Origin of the sequence: Microbacterium sp. ZXX196 (assembly GCF_009709595.1) — a bacterium.
In the GTDB taxonomy this organism is placed as follows: Bacteria; Actinomycetota; Actinomycetes; order Actinomycetales; family Microbacteriaceae; genus Microbacterium; species Microbacterium excoecariae.
Genome location: NZ_WMEE01000001.1, coordinates 82125 through 99384 on the forward strand (window position 1 = coordinate 82125; position 17260 = coordinate 99384).

The following is a 17260-nucleotide window of genomic DNA, read 5'->3' on the forward strand; positions in this document are numbered from 1 at the left end:
GCCCGGTTCGTCACGTGTGGGGGTTACTCCAGCCCGCCGAGGTCGACGCCGCACACGGCCGCGAGCTCGGTGCTCGCGCGCTCCATCTGCGCCGTGGCCTCCTGCATCTCGGCGGGGCTGTCGAAGTCGAGCAGGTCCTCATACGCATCGGCGAGGTCCTCGAGCGGCGCCCGCACCTCGGAGGTCGTCATCTGGTCGGCGAGGTCGTCGAAGATCTCGTCCACCGCCGAGGCCGAGCCGAGGACGCCCGGGTCGACGCCCAGCAGGAGCGCGCAGTCGGCCTCGACGTCGGATCCGCTGCTGTCGGGGACGGACGACTCGGGGCTCGGCGGGACGAGGTCGCCGTACTCGTCGATCGCCGTCGACGCGACGCCGAAGATCGCCGCGATCGCGACGACGACGCCCGAGACGATGCCCACCACGCCGCCCGCGATCGCGACGATGAGCGCGGCGATGCTCATGCCCTTGCCGGCGGCGCGGCGCGCGAGGGCGACGATCGCGAGGACGAGTCCTGCGATGAGGAACGGCCAGCCGATCAGGGAGATCGCGCCGATCACGCCCGCGCCGGGCAGGAACACGAAGAAACCGGCGCTGAGCAGCGCGGCCCCGAGGATGGCGAAGACGAGCGCGAGCACCGGGAGCGTGCGCCCCGGGCGCTCGCGCGGCGCGGGCCCGGCCTGCGGGGGTTCACCGGGAGCGGCCGGGTACGCGGGAGCGGGGTACGGGGAGGCCGGCGGCGCGGTGGCGCCGGCGGGGGAAGGGTCCTGCGGGAATCCGGCGGGGGGCGTGGGCGTCGTCATGAGTCGATTCTCGCGCGTGCGAGGGGCCCCGCGCACGCGCGGGGCAGAAGTGTCGGGACACCCCCACCCCGGCGCGGGTTACGCCATGTGGCGCGCGACGACGTCGCGGACGGCGGCGAACAGCGGGTGCGCGGCGTCGAGGCCCGTGACCTCCGACGTGAACGCGTCCGCGTCGCCTGAGGCGAGCCGCTCGTGCATCTCGACGGCCTGCGGATCCGCGGCGTCCGTGAACGCGAGCGCCGCGTCGATCGCCGCGACGAGCCCCGCGGTCGGCAGCCCGCGCTCGGCCGCCTCGGCCGCCGGCCCCACGAAGCGCTCCTGCCGCGAGAGCTTGCGCAGCGGTTGGCGCCCCACGCGGTGGACGGTGTCCGGCAGGGCGGGGTTGCGGAACCGGCCGAGGATCGTGGCCCGGTACGCGGCGAGCTCGTCCGCGGCGAAACCGTGCTTCGTCGCGAGGACGGCGCTCGTCTCCTCGATCGCCGCGGCGACGGCCGCCGCGACGTCGGGGTGCGCGAGCGCGTCGGAGATCCGCTCGATGCCCGCGCGCGCGCCGTGGTACGCCGTCGCCGCGTGCCCCGTGTTCACGGTGAAGAGCTTGCGCTCGATATACGGCGCGAGGTCGTCGACGAAGTGCGCGCCGGGGATGACCGGGAGGTCGTCGCCGAACGGCCCCCGCTCGATCGCCCATTCGAAGAAGGGCTCGACCGTCACGTCGATCCCGCCGTCCGCGGGCTGGCCCGGAACGATTCGGTCGACGGCCGTGTTCGCGAACACGGCGCGGGCGAGGAGATGTTCCTCCTCCGCCCCCGCGAGCTCGGCCACGTGCGCGCGGAGGGAATCGGTCGCCCCGATCGCGTTCTCGCACGCCATGACCTGCAGCGGTACGCGGTCGGCGTCGCGGCTCCGGAGCCCCGCGAGAACGTGCGGCGCGATGAAGCGCAGCACCGTGGGGCCGACCGCGCAGGTGACGACGTCGGCCGTGGCGATCTCCGCGGCGACGGCGCCGGGATCCTCGGCGCTGTTCACGGCCCGGAACCCCGTCACGGTCACGTCGCGCCCGCCGTCGCCGACCTCGTGCACCGTGTAGGCATCCGCGGCGTTGATCGCGTCGACGAGCGGCCCTGCGACGTCCGAGAACACCAGCTCATAGCCGCCCTCGGCGAGGAGCATGCCGACGAAGCCGCGCCCGATGTTGCCGGCGCCGAAGTGCACGGCCTTTCTTGTCGTGCCCGCCACGTCAGTTGATCCCGTCCGACAGGAGCGCGTACAGCTCGTCGGCCGACCCGGCCCGCTGCAGGCGCTCGACCATCTCGTCGTCGCTGAACTGCTGCGCGACGCTGGCGAGGATCTCCAGGTGCGCGCCGCCCTTCCCGGCGATCCCGACGACGAAGGTGGCCGTGTCACCGTCGCCCCAGTCCACGCCGCCGTCGTAGCGGACGACGGAGAGGGCCGAGCCGAGGACGGTGTCCTTCGCCGCGTCCGTGCCGTGCGGGATGGCCAGGCCGTTGCCCATGTACGTCGACACGGTCTCCTCGCGGTCGCGCATGGCGGCCGCGTATCCGCTCGTCACGGCGCCCGCGCCCATGAGGATCCCGGCGGCCTCCTCGAGCGCCTCGTCGCGCGTCGCGGATCCCTCGTGGATCCGCACGTACTCGGGCTTCAGGACCCCGTTCGACGGGGCGGCCTCCGCCGTGTCGGGCTCCGCGGCGGGCTCGGCGGCCGCGGCCGGCGCACCCGCGCGCTGGGCGCGGATCATCTCGACCACGTCGTCGTACTCCGGCGCGTTCATGAAGTTGCCGACCGAGACGTGCACGGCCCCCGGCTCGTTCTGCTTCGCACGGTCCGTCAGCTGGGCCTGCGTGACGACGAGGTCGGCCGTGCCGTCGAGGGCCGCGATCGACTTGTTCGTCACGCTCACGCCCTCGACGCCGGCGTCCTTGACCTTCTTGCGGAGCACGGAGGCGCCCATGGCGGACGAGCCCATGCCGGCGTCGCACGCGAACACGACCCGCTCGATGCGCGTCGCCGTCGCCGTGCCGCCGGCTACGAGGCCCGAGAGCGCGGCGGATCCCTTGCCCTTGTTCGCCTGCGTCTGCGCGACGGCGGAGGAGAACAGCGCGTCGCCCGCGGCGAGGTCACGTTTGCGGCTCGCGCGGAGGATCACGGCGGCGATGAGGAAGGTGACGGCGGCCGAGACGGCCACCGCGAGAATGACGCCGACGTAGTCGCCGCTCGCGGTCTGGAGCATCACGGCGATGATGGATCCCGGCGAGGCGGGCGCGCGCAGGCCGGTCTGGAACAGGACGTTCACGGCCACGCCCGACATGCCGCCCACGATGACCGCGATGAGCAGGACCGGCTTCATCAGCACGTAGGGGAAGTACACCTCGTGGATGCCGCCGAAGAAGTGGATGATCGCAGCGCCCGGGGCGGATCCCTTGGCGGCGCCCACCCCGAAGAAGGTGAACGCGAGGAGGAGCCCCAGGCCGACGCCCGGGTTGGCCTCGAGGAGGAAGAGCACGGACTTTCCGGTCTCGTCCGCCTCCGCGATCCCGAGCGGCGTGAGGACGCCGTGGTTGATCGCGTTGTTGAGGAAGAAGACCTTGGCGGGCTCGATGATGATGCTCGTCAGGGGCAGGAGGCTGTTGTCGACGAGGAAGGCGACGGCGTTGCTCAGCACCCCCGTGATCCAGTTGACGACCGGCGCCAGGACGTAGAACGCAAAGATCGCGGCGAGGAAGCCGAAGATTCCGGCGGAGAACATCGACACGAGCATCTCGAAGCCCGCGCGCACCTTGCCGTCCCACAAAAGGTCGAGCTTCTTCATGAGCCAGGCCGCGAGCGGTCCCATGATCATGGCGCCGAGGAACATGTGGATCTCGCCGAGCGGGGCCTCGCCCTCCGGGAGGCCGGCGTTGATGTTCGCGATGAGCAGGTCACTTCCCGCGATCGCGCCGATCGTCGCCATCGCGCCCACGACGCCGCCGCGCTTGTCGTAGATCATGAAGCCGCCGGTGTACGCGATCAGCAACGGGAGGAGGTAGTGGATCGCCGGGCCGACGATCGTCGCGAGGTCGGCGTTCGGAGTCCAGCCCCGCTCGATGAAGAACGCCGTGAACAGGCCCCACGCGACGAGCGCGGGGATGTTGGGCATGACCATGCCCGACATGAAGGATCCGACCCGCTGCACGGCGACGCGGAATCCGCCGGGCGCCTTTGGGTCTGCGGTCTGCGTGGACATGGGAATTCCTGCCTTCGTCAGAGTGCGTCGAGGTCCCCGCGGTCCTTGCGCGGACGACTGTGTGCGACAACCTATCGCCCGGGCGATTCGGTGCGCCAGGGGGTGGCCTTTCGCGCCTGACGGGGCCGCCACGCGCGTCGCGGCGGCCCCGTCAGGCGCGCGGATCAGGCAGCGGCGCGAGCGGCCTGGCGCGCCTCGTCGGCGCTGCCGGTCGCGAGGGCGGCCTCCGCGATCCGGCGGGCCTCCTCGAGCGTGTGCCCGCGCAGCTCGAGGCGCACGTCCGCGAGCGCTGAGGGCGACATCGACAGCGTTGAGACGCCGAGGCCGACGAGCACGACCGCGAGCAGCGGATCCGCCGCGGCCTCCCCGCACACGCCGACGGGCTTGCCGTTCGCGCGCCCGCCGTCCGCCACCATCTTGATGAGCCGCAGCGCGGCCGGGTGCCAGGGGCTCTGGAGGTGGGCGACGCTGCCGAGCAGGCGGTCCGCGGCCATCGTGTACTGCACGAGGTCGTTCGTGCCGACCGACGCGAAGTCGGCCGTCGCCAAGATTTCCGAGGCCAGAAGCGCGCTTGAGGGGACCTCGACCATCACGCCGACGGTCCGGAGCCCCAGCTCGCGGGCGAGGGAGGTGAAGTACTCCGTCTCGGAGGTTGTGGCCACCATGGGCGCCATGACCCACAGGTCGGCGTCGGTCTCGGCGTCCGCCTGGGCGAGCGCCGTCAGCTGGTCGCGCAGCACGTTCTCCCGGTGTTGGAGGGCGCGGATCCCGCGCCGGCCGAGCGCCGGGTTTTCCTCGTCGGCGTCCGTGAGGAAGGGCAGCGGCTTGTCGGCGCCGGCGTCGAGCACGCGCACGACGACCTTGCGGCCCGGGAACGCCGCCAGCATGCGCCGGTAGCTCTCCCGCTGGCTCTCGACCGACGGCGCCTCGTCGCTGGAGAGGAACAGGAACTCCGTGCGGAACAGGCCGACGCCCTCGGCACCGAGGGCCGCGGCCTCCGCCGCGCCATCCGGCGAGCCGAGGTTGGCGAGCAGCGGCACGGGCGTGCCGTCCGCGAGGGCCCCGGGCGTGAGCGGCGCGGCCTGCGCGGATGCGCGCGCGGCGCGGCGCTCCTCGGCCTCCGCGCGCTCGTCGTCCGTCGGGTCGGGCACGACGCGATCGTTCGCGGCGTCGACGATCACGCTCTGGCCGTCGGCGAGGTCGATCTCGCCCGTGCCCACGACCGCGACGATGCCCTTCTCCCGAGCGAGGATCGCGGTGTGCGACGTCGGCCCACCCTCGGTCGTGACGACCGCGAGGACCTGCTCGAGGTCGAGGAGCGCGGTGTCGGCGGGGGCGAGGTCCTCCGCGAGGAGCACGAACGGGTGGCCCGGGTCGGGCACGCCGGGCGCCGGCACGCCGCGCAGGTGCGCGATGACGCGCTGGGCGACGTCGGCGAGGTCGGCCGCGCGCTCGCCCAGGTAGCCGCCGAGCGCCTGCAGCTGCTCCGCGAACTCGGCAAACGCGGCGTGGACGGCGTACTCGGCGGTGCTCCCCGCGTCGATGCGGGCCGCGACGGAGTCCGCGAGCGTCGGGTCCTCGGCCATCATGGCCTGCGCCTCGAGCACGTCCTGGGCGGATCCGCCCGCCCGCTCGCCGCGCGCGTTCAGCTCCTCGGCGACGGCCTGGACCGCCTCGGACACGGCCGCCTTCTCGGCATCCGCGCCGCGCGCGGAGGGCGCGTCCGAGGGGGGCGCGAGGCGCCCGGCCATGTGCGCGACGGGCCCGACGGCGACGCCCTGGCCGATTCCGACCCCGTGGATCTCGGCCACGCGGTCTACTCCGCGTCCGTGTCGGTCTCGAGCATCGCCGTGAGCTGCTCGAGCGTGGCCTCGGCGCCGTCGCCCTCGACGGACAGCGTCACCACGTCGCCCGAGTTCGCGCCGAGCGAGATGACGCCGAGGATGCTCGCGGCGTTGACGGGGGATCCGTCGCCCTTGGCGATCGTGACGGCCTGGCCCGAGTTCTTGGCGGCCTCCGCGAACATTTTGGCGGGGCGGGCGTGCAGTCCGTGCGACGACGCGACGGTGATGGTGCGCGATACGGCGGTCATGGGTGTTTCCTCCCGATCGGCGGCGCGCGGCGCCGCCAGTCTCCGGGTCGCCGATCCGCGACCCCTGTCACATTCTGTCCCGGTGCTCGGCGCGTCTCAACTGGAGCGCGCCGAGCGTGTCCCGTGCCCTAGCGGGAGCGCTCGTCGAGGAGCGCGCGCACGGCCTCGTCGATCGCGGCGAGCGCCCGGCGCGCGGACTCGGGGGACTCCCCGCGCGCGTCGAGATAGGCCTTGAGCTTGGGCTCGGTGCCGCTCGGCCGGAAGATCACGCGCGACCCGTCCGCGAGCGCGTAGCGCAGGATGTCCCCGGCCGGGGCCCCTTCCGCGGGCCGGGCGAGATCCTCGGCGTGCTCGACCTCGATCGGCCCGAACGCGGTGGGCGGATCCGCGCGCAGCGAAGCCATGACGCGCCCGATCACGGACAGGTCCGCGACACGCAGCGACACCTGCGCGCTCGCGAGGTGGCCGATCTCCGCGGCGACGTCGTCCAGGAGGTCGGCCAGGCTGCGGCCGGCCGCGCGCGCCTCGGACGCGAGGCCGAGCACGGCGACCGCGGCGGAGATCCCGTCCTTGTCGCGGACCGTCTCGGGGTTGACGAGGTAGCCCAGCGCCTCCTCGTAGGCGAAGACGATGCCGGGGGCGCGCGAGATCCACTTGAACCCCGTCAGCGTCTCGTGGCTGTCCAGCCCGTAGCGCGCGGCGAGCGCCGCGAGCCCGGGGGAGGACACGAGCGAACAGGCGAGCGAGGCGCCCGGCGTGCCCGCGGCGGCGCGCGCGGCGCGGCGGCCGAGCAGCAGCCCGACCTCGTTGCCCGTGAGCGCGCGCCAGCCGTCGGGGCCCGGGATGGCGACGGCGACGCGATCCGCGTCCGGGTCGTTCGCGATCACGAGCTCCGCGTTCTCGCGCTCCGCGGTCGCGAGCGCGAGGTCGAGGGCGCCCGGCTCCTCGGGGTTGGGGAACGCGACGGTGGGGAACGCGCCGTCCGGCTCGATCTGCTCGGACACCACGATCGGGGCGGGGTAGCCCGCGGACGCCGCGACCCGGTGCAGGGTCTCGGATCCGACCCCGTGCATCGCCGTGTACACCCAGCGGAGGCCCTCCGCGCCCGCGGGTGCCGGCGCGACGCGCGCCGTCTGCTGCACGTACGCCGCGACGACCTCCTCGTCCGCGATCGCGTACCCCGTGTCGCGGGGCAGGTCTGACACGGGGGAGGCGGCGGCGACCTCGTCGATCCGCGCGGCGATCTCCGCGTCCACGGGCGCCACGATCTGCGAGCCGTCGTCGGCGCCGCCGAGGTACACCTTGTAGCCGTTGTCCTGGGGAGGGTTGTGGCTCGCGGTTACCATGACGCCCGCCGCCGCGCCGAGGTGGCGCACGGCGAACGCGAGAACGGGCGTGGGGAGGCGGCGGGGGAGCAGGATCGCCTCGAGCCCCGCTGCCTGGAACAGCTCGGCGGAGTCGCGGGCGAACACGTCCGAGTTCTTGCGGCCGTCGTAGCCGACGACGATGCGCGGCCGCTCGCCCGGCGCGCGGCCTCGGAGGAAGCGCGCGAACCCGGCGGCCGCCTGCGCGACGAGGACGCGGTTCATGCGCTGCGGGCCGGCGCCGAGCGCGCCGCGCAGCCCGGCGGTCCCAAACTGCAGGCGTCCCGTGAAGCGCTCCTCAAGGTCGCGGCGCGCGGCGTCGTCGCCCGCGTCGGCGGCCTCGATGAGCGCCGCGAGCTCGGCGCGCGTCTCCGGATCCGGATCCTGGGCGAGCCAGGCCGCCGCGCGCTCGCGGGGCGTCATCGGATCCGCCCGATGACATCGGCGAGAAGGCGGGAGATGCGGCCCTCGGCCGCCCGGCCCGCCTCGATGACCTCGGCGTGGCTGAGGGGGTCGGGGGAGATGCCCGCGGCAAGGTTGGTGATCAGCGAGAAGCCGAGCACTTCCATGCCCGCCTCGCGCGCTGCGATCGCCTCGAGCGCCGTGGACATGCCCACGATGTGCCCGCCGATGGCCTTCGCCATCTGGACCTCGGCCGGCGTCTCGTAGTGCGGGCCGCGGAACTGGCAGTAGACGCCCTCGTCCAGCTCGGCGTCCACCTCGCGCGCGATGTCCCGCAGGCGGGCCGAGTACAGGTCGGTGAGGTCCACGAACGTCGCGCCCTCAAGCGGCGAGTCGGCCGTCAGGTTGATGTGGTCGCTGATGAGGACCGGCTGGCCCGCGCTCCACGTGTCCTTGATGCCGCCCGCGCCGTTCGTCAGCACCATGGTGCGGGCGCCCGTGGCGGCCGCCGTGCGGACGCTGTGGACGACGCGCCGCACGCCGTGGCCCTCGTAGTAGTGCGTGCGCGCCCCGATCACGAGGACGTGCCGGCCGTCGGGCGTCACGACGCTGCGCAGCGTCCCCACGTGCCCCTCGAGCGCGGGCTTCGAAAAACCCGTGACCTCGGTCGCCGGGATCACCCCGACGGTCTCGCCCAACAGGTCGGCGGCGCGACCCCAGCCGCTGCCCAGCGTGACCGCAATGTCGTGTCGCTCGACGCCCGTGAGCCGGGCGATGTCGGCGGCGGCGACCTGTGCGATCTCGAACGGGTCGGCCGGGTGGTCCAGCGGGTGCGTCTCGTGCGTCATGAGGAACACCCTAACCAGCCGCGCCGCGCGCGGGATGGGTGGGGCGGGGCGCGGCTCGCGATGGGGAACAATGGAGGTCATGACCTTCGACTTCGAGCGCAAGCAGCGAATCGCGATCATCGGCGGCGGGCCGGGCGGCTACGAGGCGGCCCTCGCGGGCGCGCAGCTCGGCGCGGACGTCACCCTCGTCGAGAGCACGGGCGTCGGCGGATCCGCGGTACTCACGGACGTCGTCCCTTCCAAGACGCTCATCGCGACCGCCGACGCGGCGCGCGCGATTGATGACGCCGGCGACCTCGGCGTGCAGTTCTATGCGCGCGGCGAGTCCGGCGCGCCGCTTAAGCCCGAGGTGGCGATCAACCTCCTCGCGATCAACAAGCGGATCCTCGCGCTCGCGGGCCAGCAGTCCGAGGACCTGCGCGCGCGCCTGATCGAGGAGGGCGTGCGCATCATCTCGGGTCACGGTCGGCTCGCGGGCGAGGACGCGGTCGTCGTGTCGACGGGCCCCGGCGGCACCGACTTCGACCGCATCGAGGCCGACACGATCATCGTGTCGGTCGGAGCGTCGCCGCGCGAGCTCCCCGCGGCGCGGCCGGACGGCGAGCGCGTGCTCACCTGGAAGCAGATGTACAACATGCCGTCCGTGCCCGAGCACCTCATCGTGGTCGGTTCGGGCGTGACGGGCGCCGAGTTCGCGTCGGCGTACATGAACCTCGGGTCGAAGGTGACGCTCGTCTCCAGCCGCGAGCAGGTCCTTCCCGGCGAGGACGCCGACGCGGCGGCCGTGCTCGAGAAGGTCTTCACCCGCGGCGGCATGACGCTGCTCGCGAAGTCGCGCGCCGAGCGGGTCGAGAACACCGGCGAGGGCGTCGTCGTGGCCCTGTCCGACGGCTCGACCGTCGAGGGGTCCCACTGCCTCATGGCGGTCGGATCCGTGCCCAACACGGCCGGCCTCGGCCTGGAGGAGGCCGGCGTCCAGATGTCCGAGTCGGGCCACGTCCTCGTGAACCGCGTCGGGCGCACCTCCGTCTCGCACATCTACGCGGTCGGGGACTGCACGAGCCTCGTACCGCTCGCGTCGGTGTCCTCGATGCTCGGGCGCACGGCCGTGTTCCACGCGATGGGCGACGCCGTCATCCCGTTCTCCGAGCACAAGATCGCCGCGAACATTTTCACCTCGCCCGAGATCGCGACGGTCGGCTGGACGCAGCACGCCGACGCCGTCGTGCACAAGCTGCCGCTCGCCGAGAACGCGCGCGCGAAGATGATGGGCGTGAAGGACGGCTTCGTCAAGCTGTTCGCGCGCGCGGGATCCGGCACCGTCATCGGCGGCGTCGTGGTCGCGCCGAAGGCCTCCGAGCTCATCTTCCCGATCGCGATCGCGGTGGACCGGCGCCTGACGGTCGACCAGGTCGCGCGCGTGTTCACGGCGTACCCGTCGCTCGCGGGCTCCATCACCGACGCGGCGCGCGCCATGCACGGCGTGAACCTGCGCGGGTTCTGACCGGCGCCGCGCGCGCGAAAAGCGCCGCCCCACGCCATGCGGGGCGGCGCTTTTCGCGCGTCGTCAGACGATCTGCAGGAGCGCGTGGCCCGAGCTGACGGTCTGACCGACGGGGGCGTTGATCGCCTGGATGCGGCCGTCCTTGTGCGCGTGGATCGGCTGCTCCATCTTCATCGCCTCGAGGACGAGCACGAGGTCGCCCGTGACGACGTCCTGGCCCTCCTCGACCGCGAGCTTGACGACCGTGGCCTGCATGGGGGAGGTCACGGTGTCGCCCGACGCGCCGCCCGCGGCGCTCGCGCCCTGGTGGCCGCGACGCGACGGCGGGGCGCTCGCGGGGCGCCCGACGGATCCGGCGGGCTGGGTGATGCGGTCCGGCAGGCTCACCTCGAGGCGCTTGCCACCGACCTCGACGACGACGCGGTGGCGCGCCTCGGGGCCCGCCGCATCGGCGGCCTCGCCGTCCCAGGGCGCGATGTCGCCCGCGAACTCCGTTTCGATCCAGCGCGTGAACACGCCGAACACGCCGTCCTGCGCCGTGAAGGCGGGATCCGACACCACCTTGCGGTGGAAGGGAATGACGGTCGGCAGGCCCGCGATCTCGAACTCCGCCAGCGCGCGGCGCGAGCGCTCGAGCGCCTCCGCGCGGTCGCGGCCCGTGACGATGAGCTTCGCGAGCATCGAGTCGAACGCCCCGCCGATCTCGTCGCCGGTCGTGACGCCCGAGTCGACGCGGACGCCCGGACCGCCGGGGATCTTGAAGGCGTGGATGGGGCCGGGCTGGGGGAGGAAGCCGCGCCCGGGGTCCTCCCCGTTGATGCGGAACTCGAAAGAGTGCCCCTGCGGCGTCGGGTCGTCGTAGTCGAGCGTGCCGCCCTCGGCGATGCGGAACTGCTCGCGCACGAGGTCGAGGCCCGTGACCTCTTCGCTGACGGGGTGCTCGACCTGGAGGCGGGTGTTGACCTCGAGGAAGGAGATCGTGCCGTCAGCGCCGATGAGGAACTCGCACGTGCCCGCGCCGACGTAGCCGACCTCGCGGAGGATCGCCTTCGATGCCGTGTAGAGGATCTCGTTCTGCTCGGCCGTGAGGAACGGCGCGGGGGCCTCCTCGACGAGCTTCTGGTGGCGCCGCTGCAGCGAGCAGTCGCGCGTGGAGACGATGACGACGTTGCCGGCGGCGTCCGCGAGGCACTGGGTCTCGACGTGGCGGGGCTTGTCGAGGTACTTCTCGACGAAGCACTCGCCGCGGCCGAAGGCCGCGACGGCCTCGCGCGTGGCCGAGTCGAACGCCTCGGCGACCTCGTCGAGCTCGCGGGCGACCTTGAGGCCGCGGCCGCCGCCGCCGAACGCGGCCTTGATGGCGATGGGGAGGCCGAACTCCTCCGCGAAGGCGACGACCTCCTCGGCCGTGTCGACCGGGCCGGGCGTGCCGGGCGCGAGCGGCGCGCCGACCTTCTCGGCGACGTGACGCGCGGTCACCTTGTCGCCCAGGGCCTCGATCGCCTCGGGGCTCGGGCCGATCCAGGTGAGGCCGGCCGCGATGACGGCGCGGGCGAACTCCGCGTTCTCGGCGAGGAAGCCGTAGCCGGGGTGGACCGCGTCGGCGCCCGAACGCCGGGCGATCGACAGGATCTTGTCGGCGACGAGGTAGGTCTCGGCGCTCGTCGAGCCGTCGAGCGCGTAGGCCTCGTCGGCGCGACGGGCGTGGAGCGCGTCGCGGTCCTGGTCGGCGTAGACGGCGACCGAGCTGATTCCGGAGTCGCGGGCCGCACGAATAATGCGGACGGCGATCTCTCCACGGTTGGCGATGAGCACCTTGCGGATTGCGGGCATGATCTCGAGCCTATCCAGGCCGGCCCGGCTCGATTTGAGCGACCTCGACAACAATCCCGGGGGAACCTGTGTGGGGTCGTACCAATTGGGTTAGGCCGAGGCGGACCAGAGCGCCGTCCACTCGGCGCCCAGCTCGCGCGCGAGCCGCCGCACGGTCGACAGCGACATGCCGACCACGGTGGACGGATCGCCCTCCACGCGCTCGATGAACCCCGCGCCGCGCCCGTCCACGGTGAACGCCCCGGCGACCTCGAGGGGTTCCCCCGTGGCGACGTAGGCCGCGATCTCGGCGTCCGTGACGTCCGCCGCGAAGCTGACGCGCGCCGTCGCGACGGCCTCCGCCTCCGCGGGCGCCCCGGACCCGACGCGGATCACGCAGTGGCCCGAGAATAGCTCGCCCGTGCGCCCCCGCATCTCCTGCCAACGCGCCGTCGCGGCGGCGGCGGTGTGCGGCTTGCCGAACACGCGTTCGCCCCGCACAAACATCGAGTCTCCGCCGATGACGAGCCCCGTGAAGCCCTCCTCGGCCAGGCGGCGGGCGACGGCCCGCGCCTTCGCGGTCGCGAGGACCTGCACGTGCTCGGCGGGGGAGACGGCGGCGCCGCGCGCGCGCTCGAGGTCCGCGATCACCCTCTCCTCGTCCACCCCGGGGGATTCGAGGCGGGGGTCGATCCCCGTCTGGAGCAGCAGGGCGCGTCGGGCGGGCGAGGTCGAGGCGAGGCACACGAGCATGCCCCCAGCGTAGGGGCGATGTCAGGGTGGTCTGCGAGGATGACGGGATGCAGACAGGCGACGTGCTCGAGCTCGATATCACCGGCGTGGCGCACGGGGGCGTCTTCGTCGCGCGGCACGGGGCATCGGATGCCGAGCCGGGGCGCGTCGTCTTCGTCCCGGACACGCTTCCCGGGGAGCGCGTGCGCGCGCGCGTGACGCAGATCAAGAAGTCGTTCGCGCGCGCCGAGACGCTCGAGGTGCTCGAGGCAAGCGCGCATCGGCGGCCGCACGTCTGGGCGCAGGCGGACGTGGCCGTGCCGCCCGCCGAGCGCCCCGGCGGCGCCGACTTCGGGCACATCGCGCTCGATCATCAGCGCGAGCTGAAGGCGCGCGTGCTCCGCGAGGCGTTCGAGCGGTTCGCGCGCGGCGCGGTGCCCGCCGAAGTGGCCTCCGCGGGGCCGGGCGAGACGCCCGACGGCACCCGCTGGCGCACGCGCGTCAGCCTGCACGTCGACACGGAGGGGCGCGTGGGGCCGTTCGCGGCGCGCAGCCACGACATCGTCGAGGTGGGCGCGCACCCGCTCGCGACCGCCGCCATCGAGCGCGCCGCGCTGGGGCTTGCCGGGTTCTCCGCGGGTCGCGTGGATCTCGTCGAGGCGGCCGACGGCGAGGTGACGGTGGTGCCGCGGCCCGCGCGCCGCGCCCGCGGCCGCGCGCCGCGCCGCGCCGTCGTCTCCGAGGTCGTCGGAGGGCGCACCTTCCGCGTCGACGCCGACGGCTTCTGGCAGGTGCACCGCCTCGCGGCCGGACGCCTCGACCAGGTGGTGCGCGAGGCGCTGGCCGAGCTGGAGCAGGCGGAGGGCGCCCACCACCTCGACCTCTACGGCGGTGTCGGACTCTTCGCCGCGGCGCTCGCCGAGCACGGATCCGCCGCGCGCGTCACGACCGTGGAGTCCGCTCCGCGAGCCACCGAGCACGCGCGCGAGAACCTCGCCGGGCTCGATGTGCGCGCCGTCACCGCGCGGGTCGAGGACTTGGTCGACACCCTGGCCGACACCGCGGACGCGGGGGAGCGGGCGGCCCTGGCGCGGGGCGTGACGCTGCTCGATCCGCCGCGCTCGGGCGCGGGCCTCAAGGTCGTCGAGGCGATCGCGCGCCTTGAGCCCGCCGCCGTGATCTACGTCGCGTGCGATCCCGTCGCCCTCGCGCGGGACGTGGGCGCGTTCCGCGCGCTGGGATACGACACCGACCGGGTGCGCGGGCTCGACCTGTTCCCGTCGTCGCACCACGTCGAGTCGGTCTGCGTCCTGCGCCGAGCGTGAGCGCGGCCGGGCGCCCCGGTAGGCTCAATCACATGACCACGGTTGCGCTGATCGACGATCACGAGTCGGTGCGGCTCGGCCTGGCCGCGGCGCTTGTCCGCGACGGCCAGGTGGTCGTCTTCAGCGGCCCGACGGTCGGATCCTACGAGTCGTTTGCGGGCGCGCGGGATGCGGGCGCCGACGTGGTCCTGCTCGACCTGACGCTCGGCGACGGGACCACCGTGACGGAGAACGTCTCGCGGCTCGCGTCGGCGACACGCGTGATCATCCACTCGGTCGCCGACCGCCCGGCGGTCGTGCGCGAGGCGCTCGCGGCGGGCGCCGCGGGCGTCGTGAGCAAGGCGGCGCCCCTCGAGGACGTGCTCGGGGCCGTCCGGACCGTCGCGGCCGGCGAACCGCTCGACAACGTCGAGTGGGCGAGCGCCGTCGAGAGCGATCGGGCGTTCGCCGACGCGCAGCTGTCGCACCGCGAGCGCGAGGTGCTCCGGATGTACGCGGCCGGCCTGCCGCTCAAGGCGGTCGCCGGGCGCCTGAACATCGCCTACTCCACCGCGAAGGAGAACATCTCCCGCGTGCGGGCGAAGTACGTCGACGTGGGGCGTCCCGCGCCCACCAAGGTCGACCTGCTCCGCCGGGCGCTCGAGGACGGCATCGTGCCCGCCGCGCGAGCGGAGGCGGACACCCATGGCCCCTGACACCGCGGCCCTCGCGCGCCACGCCGAGGCGGCGGGAGCCGCGGCGATCGAGCGCGCCTGGCAGCAGATGGCCCCGGACCAGGCGCCGGGCCGCCGGCGCGGGTTCACCGGCGCCCTCCTGGACCGCGCCATCGAGATCACGGTGGCGGTCGGATCCCTCGTGATGGGGGCGCAGGCGGCCGCCGTCGCGTGGCAGGATTCCCTCGCCCGCGCGCACACGCTCCCGCTCGTCGGCGGCGTCCTTCTCCTCCTCGTCGCCATGGCCGTCGCGTGCGTGGCGGGGCGCGGCGCGCGGGCGCTCGCCGCCGTGTACGCCGTGGCCATGCCGCTGTCGATCGTCGCCTGGGCGGTGTTCACCCCCGTCGCGCCACCGTCGCTCATCGAGGAGCCGTGGCCCTACTTCCTGCTCGCGACAGCGACGGGCGCCGCCATCGTCGCCTGGGGACTCCCGGCGCAGCTCGCGGTGGCGACCGTGCCCGCCCTGATCTTCGCGGCCGCGCGCATCGCGACGACGGGGGGCGGCGCGGACGTCTGGGCTCAGCTGTTCTACGACGTCTCGATCGCGCTGCTCCTCAGCCTCACCTTCGTCGTCGTGGCCACGATGCTGCGCGGCGTGGGGGCGGGCGTCGACGAGGCCCGCCGGGCCGCCGTGGAGACCTACGGCCGCGCGACGTCGACGGAGGCCTCCGAGCGCGAGCTCGTCGAGATCGCGGGGCTCATGCACGACAGCGTGCTCGCGGCTCTTCTCGCAGCCGCGCGCGCCGAGTCGCCGCGCGAACGGGAGCTCGCCGTCGCGATGGCGCGCGAGGCGCTCAACCGCCTGGCCGATGCCGAGTCGGACGAACCCGTGGGAACGAACGAGGACGTCGACGCCCGCGCCATCGCGGCCGAACTCGAGCGCGCGGCGGCGCAGGTGGGGGTCGCGCTGACGGTCGCCCCGCCGGAGGGACCCGCTCCCCGGATACCCGCGCGCGCGGCCCGGGCGCTCGTCCTCGCGGCGACGCAGGCGGTTGCCAACGCGGTCGAGCACGCCGACGCCCGCGGGCTCCGCGTCCGCGTGGAGGCCACGGCGACCTGCGTGCGTGTCGTCGTTTCGGACGAGGGGCCCGGGTTCGACCTCGAGGCGATTCCGGCCGACCGTCTGGGTATCCGGGGATCCATCTTCGCGCGCGTGGCCGCGGCCGGCGGCGATGTCGAGGTGCTGCCGGGCCCCGACGGCACCCGCGTCGTGATCTCCTACGACTCGGGGGCCGCGACGTGAAGGTCCGCCTCGCCCTGTCGCTCCTCGGGGGCGCGCTCGTCGCGTACTTCTCCGTGCGCGGCATCGTCGGCGCGCTGACCCACGGCAACGCCGGGGGCGCCTTCGTCGCCGTCACGATGTTCGTCGCCGCGGCGCTCGTCGCGCTCCTCGCGCCCGGGTCCGCCCGCCGGACGCCGCACGGACCCGGCACCATGGCGCTGTGGGCGGCGCTCGTCGCGTGCGCCGTCGCCGCCGTGCTGCCGCTCGTCGCCACGCTCGGCATCCCGCCGAGCGACGCGCCGCAGGTGACCTGGTTCCTCGGGGCCGGCGGCGTCCTCATGACGATCGTGTGCGCGCGGCGCCGGGCGGCGCTGGCGTGGGTCGGAATGATCTCCCACGTGTTCGCCGCGACGACGGTCATGTCCGACTTGCCCGGGGTCCTGACGGCCGGCGGCATGGGTTCGCTCCTGTGGGTCGGCATCGCGCAGCTGCTCGTCGTGTTCACCGACCGCGCCTACCGCGACACGGCGCGCCTCGCCCTCATCCAGCAGCAATCTTCCGCGTGGGAGGCCGTGCAGGACGGGCGCAGCCGCGAGCGGCGCGAGCGCGTACAGGTCGCGATCGGGCTCGCCGGTCCGGTGCTCGCGCGCGTGATCGATCAGCGCGGGCTCCTCGGGGCGGACGAAAAGGCGGAGGCCCTCTTCGTGGAGGCCACACTGCGGGACGAGCTGCGCGGGCGGGGCCTCCTCGATGCGCGCGTGCGGTCTCAGCTCGCGCGGTTGCGCCGCTCCGGCGTCGTGGTCTCGCTCTACGACGACGGCGGCCTTGAGGCGCTAGACCCCACCGAGATCCAGTCGGTGCGCGGCGAACTGGCGACGGTGCTCGCCGGGGTCGAAGCCGAGCGCCTGATCGTCCGCACGTCGCGCTCCAGCGCCGTCGTCGTGACGGTCGTGGGTCGCGGTTCCGGCGGCGAGGACGACGTCACGGCGTGGCACGAGATCGCACGGCCCCGATAGCGCGGGAGGGCCCGGGGCGGCGATGCCGCCCCGGGCCGCGGTGCGAGACGATTACCCGAAAACCGCCCGCGAGTGAAACCGAACCGGATCCGCCTACCCTGGAGCGGAAACGTCGGCGAACGCTGTGCGTTCTCCTTGAACAATACGGCCTTTTTCCGGCGAGCACAGTCGGCCGTTTGGGGGACAAAT

The 17260-nt window shown here is 73.8% G+C and carries 14 protein-coding genes; 5 read left to right on the plus strand and 9 right to left on the minus strand.

Annotation, left to right across the window (positions count from 1 at the left end; genetic code table 11):
- Positions 1-23: 23 nt before the first annotated feature.
- The 7 genes from GJQ66_RS00410 to GJQ66_RS00440 form a co-directional block, all read right to left on the minus strand.
- Positions 24-800, minus strand: a complete 777-nt coding sequence (locus GJQ66_RS00410) for a DUF308 domain-containing protein (protein WP_155047403.1) — start codon at positions 798-800, stop codon at positions 24-26.
- A 78-nt stretch (positions 801-878) separates the two neighbouring features.
- A complete protein-coding gene (locus GJQ66_RS00415; RefSeq protein ID WP_368732482.1) occupies positions 879-2036 on the minus strand; it encodes a mannitol-1-phosphate 5-dehydrogenase in 1158 nt (385 codons plus the stop codon).
- 1 nt (position 2037) lies between these two features.
- On the minus strand, positions 2038-4041 hold the full coding sequence (locus tag GJQ66_RS00420) for a PTS mannitol transporter subunit IICBA (RefSeq protein ID WP_155047404.1): 2004 nt from the start codon (positions 4039-4041) through the stop codon (positions 2038-2040).
- 164 nt (positions 4042-4205) lie between these two features.
- Positions 4206-5852: a phosphoenolpyruvate--protein phosphotransferase gene (gene ptsP, locus GJQ66_RS00425; RefSeq protein WP_368732483.1), complete on the minus strand. Its 1647-nt coding sequence runs from the start codon at positions 5850-5852 to the stop codon at positions 4206-4208.
- Between the two features lie 5 nt (positions 5853-5857).
- Positions 5858-6133, minus strand: a complete 276-nt coding sequence (locus GJQ66_RS00430; RefSeq protein WP_155047405.1) for an HPr family phosphocarrier protein — start codon at positions 6131-6133, stop codon at positions 5858-5860.
- A gap of 128 nt (positions 6134-6261) precedes the next feature.
- The gene (locus tag GJQ66_RS00435; protein ID WP_155047406.1) at positions 6262-7920 is read right to left on the minus strand and encodes a phospho-sugar mutase; all 1659 of its coding nucleotides are present in this window, start codon (positions 7918-7920) and stop codon (positions 6262-6264) included.
- Positions 7917-8747: a purine-nucleoside phosphorylase gene (locus tag GJQ66_RS00440; RefSeq protein WP_155047407.1), complete on the minus strand. Its 831-nt coding sequence runs from the start codon at positions 8745-8747 to the stop codon at positions 7917-7919. The genes GJQ66_RS00435 and GJQ66_RS00440 overlap by 4 nt, the downstream gene beginning before the upstream one ends.
- 79 nt (positions 8748-8826) lie before the next feature.
- On the opposite strand from GJQ66_RS00440, the gene GJQ66_RS00445 reads away from it, so the two are divergent.
- Positions 8827-10251, plus strand: a complete 1425-nt coding sequence (locus GJQ66_RS00445) for an NAD(P)H-quinone dehydrogenase (protein WP_155047408.1) — start codon at positions 8827-8829, stop codon at positions 10249-10251.
- 63 nt (positions 10252-10314) lie between these two features.
- Here the strand turns inward: GJQ66_RS00445 and GJQ66_RS00450 are convergent, their stop codons facing one another.
- Positions 10315-12084 carry a biotin carboxylase N-terminal domain-containing protein gene (locus tag GJQ66_RS00450; RefSeq protein ID WP_155047409.1) on the minus strand — a complete coding sequence of 590 codons (1770 nt, stop codon included), beginning with the start codon at positions 12082-12084 and terminating at the stop codon, positions 10315-10317.
- Positions 12085-12174: 90 nt separating this feature from the next.
- The gene (locus GJQ66_RS00455) at positions 12175-12816 is read right to left on the minus strand and encodes a nucleoside triphosphate pyrophosphatase (protein WP_155047410.1); all 642 of its coding nucleotides are present in this window, start codon (positions 12814-12816) and stop codon (positions 12175-12177) included.
- Between the two features lie 47 nt (positions 12817-12863).
- Between GJQ66_RS00455 and GJQ66_RS00460 the strand changes: the two genes are divergently transcribed.
- The 4 genes from GJQ66_RS00460 to GJQ66_RS00475 are packed head-to-tail and all read left to right on the plus strand — an operon-like array spanning position 12864 to position 17071.
- Entirely contained in the window at positions 12864-14120 is a 1257-nt protein-coding gene (locus GJQ66_RS00460; RefSeq protein WP_155047411.1) for a class I SAM-dependent RNA methyltransferase, read from the plus strand.
- A gap of 32 nt (positions 14121-14152) precedes the next feature.
- Complete coding sequence (locus GJQ66_RS00465) at positions 14153-14815, plus strand: response regulator transcription factor (protein ID WP_155047412.1); 663 nt, start codon at positions 14153-14155, stop codon at positions 14813-14815.
- On the plus strand, positions 14805-16076 hold the full coding sequence (locus GJQ66_RS00470) for a sensor histidine kinase (RefSeq protein WP_155047413.1): 1272 nt from the start codon (positions 14805-14807) through the stop codon (positions 16074-16076). Before GJQ66_RS00465 ends, GJQ66_RS00470 begins: the two co-directional genes overlap by 11 nt.
- The gene (locus tag GJQ66_RS00475; protein WP_155047414.1) at positions 16073-17071 is read left to right on the plus strand and encodes a hypothetical protein; all 999 of its coding nucleotides are present in this window, start codon (positions 16073-16075) and stop codon (positions 17069-17071) included. The genes GJQ66_RS00470 and GJQ66_RS00475 overlap by 4 nt, the downstream gene beginning before the upstream one ends.
- Positions 17072-17260: the final 189 nt, after the last annotated feature.

Bases quoted from the DNA above. Each gene is read 5' to 3' on its own strand.
- GJQ66_RS00435 (WP_155047406.1), bottom strand. From the start codon at position 7,920: ATGACGCCCCGCGAGCGCGCGGCGGCCTGGCTCGCCCAGGATCCGGAT.
- GJQ66_RS00465 (WP_155047412.1), top strand. From the start codon at position 14,153: ATGACCACGGTTGCGCTGATCGACGATCACGAGTCGGTGCGGCTCGGC.
- GJQ66_RS00445 (WP_155047408.1), top strand. From the start codon at position 8,827: ATGACCTTCGACTTCGAGCGCAAGCAGCGAATCGCGATCATCGGCGGC.
- GJQ66_RS00450 (WP_155047409.1), bottom strand. From the start codon at position 12,084: ATGCCCGCAATCCGCAAGGTGCTCATCGCCAACCGTGGAGAGATCGCC.
- GJQ66_RS00460 (WP_155047411.1), top strand. From the start codon at position 12,864: ATGCAGACAGGCGACGTGCTCGAGCTCGATATCACCGGCGTGGCGCAC.
- GJQ66_RS00440 (WP_155047407.1), bottom strand. From the start codon at position 8,747: ATGACGCACGAGACGCACCCGCTGGACCACCCGGCCGACCCGTTCGAG.
- GJQ66_RS00470 (WP_155047413.1), top strand. From the start codon at position 14,805: ATGGCCCCTGACACCGCGGCCCTCGCGCGCCACGCCGAGGCGGCGGGA.
- GJQ66_RS00420 (WP_155047404.1), bottom strand. From the start codon at position 4,041: ATGTCCACGCAGACCGCAGACCCAAAGGCGCCCGGCGGATTCCGCGTC.
- GJQ66_RS00430 (WP_155047405.1), bottom strand. From the start codon at position 6,133: ATGACCGCCGTATCGCGCACCATCACCGTCGCGTCGTCGCACGGACTG.
- GJQ66_RS00455 (WP_155047410.1), bottom strand. From the start codon at position 12,816: ATGCTCGTGTGCCTCGCCTCGACCTCGCCCGCCCGACGCGCCCTGCTG.
- GJQ66_RS00410 (WP_155047403.1), bottom strand. From the start codon at position 800: ATGACGACGCCCACGCCCCCCGCCGGATTCCCGCAGGACCCTTCCCCC.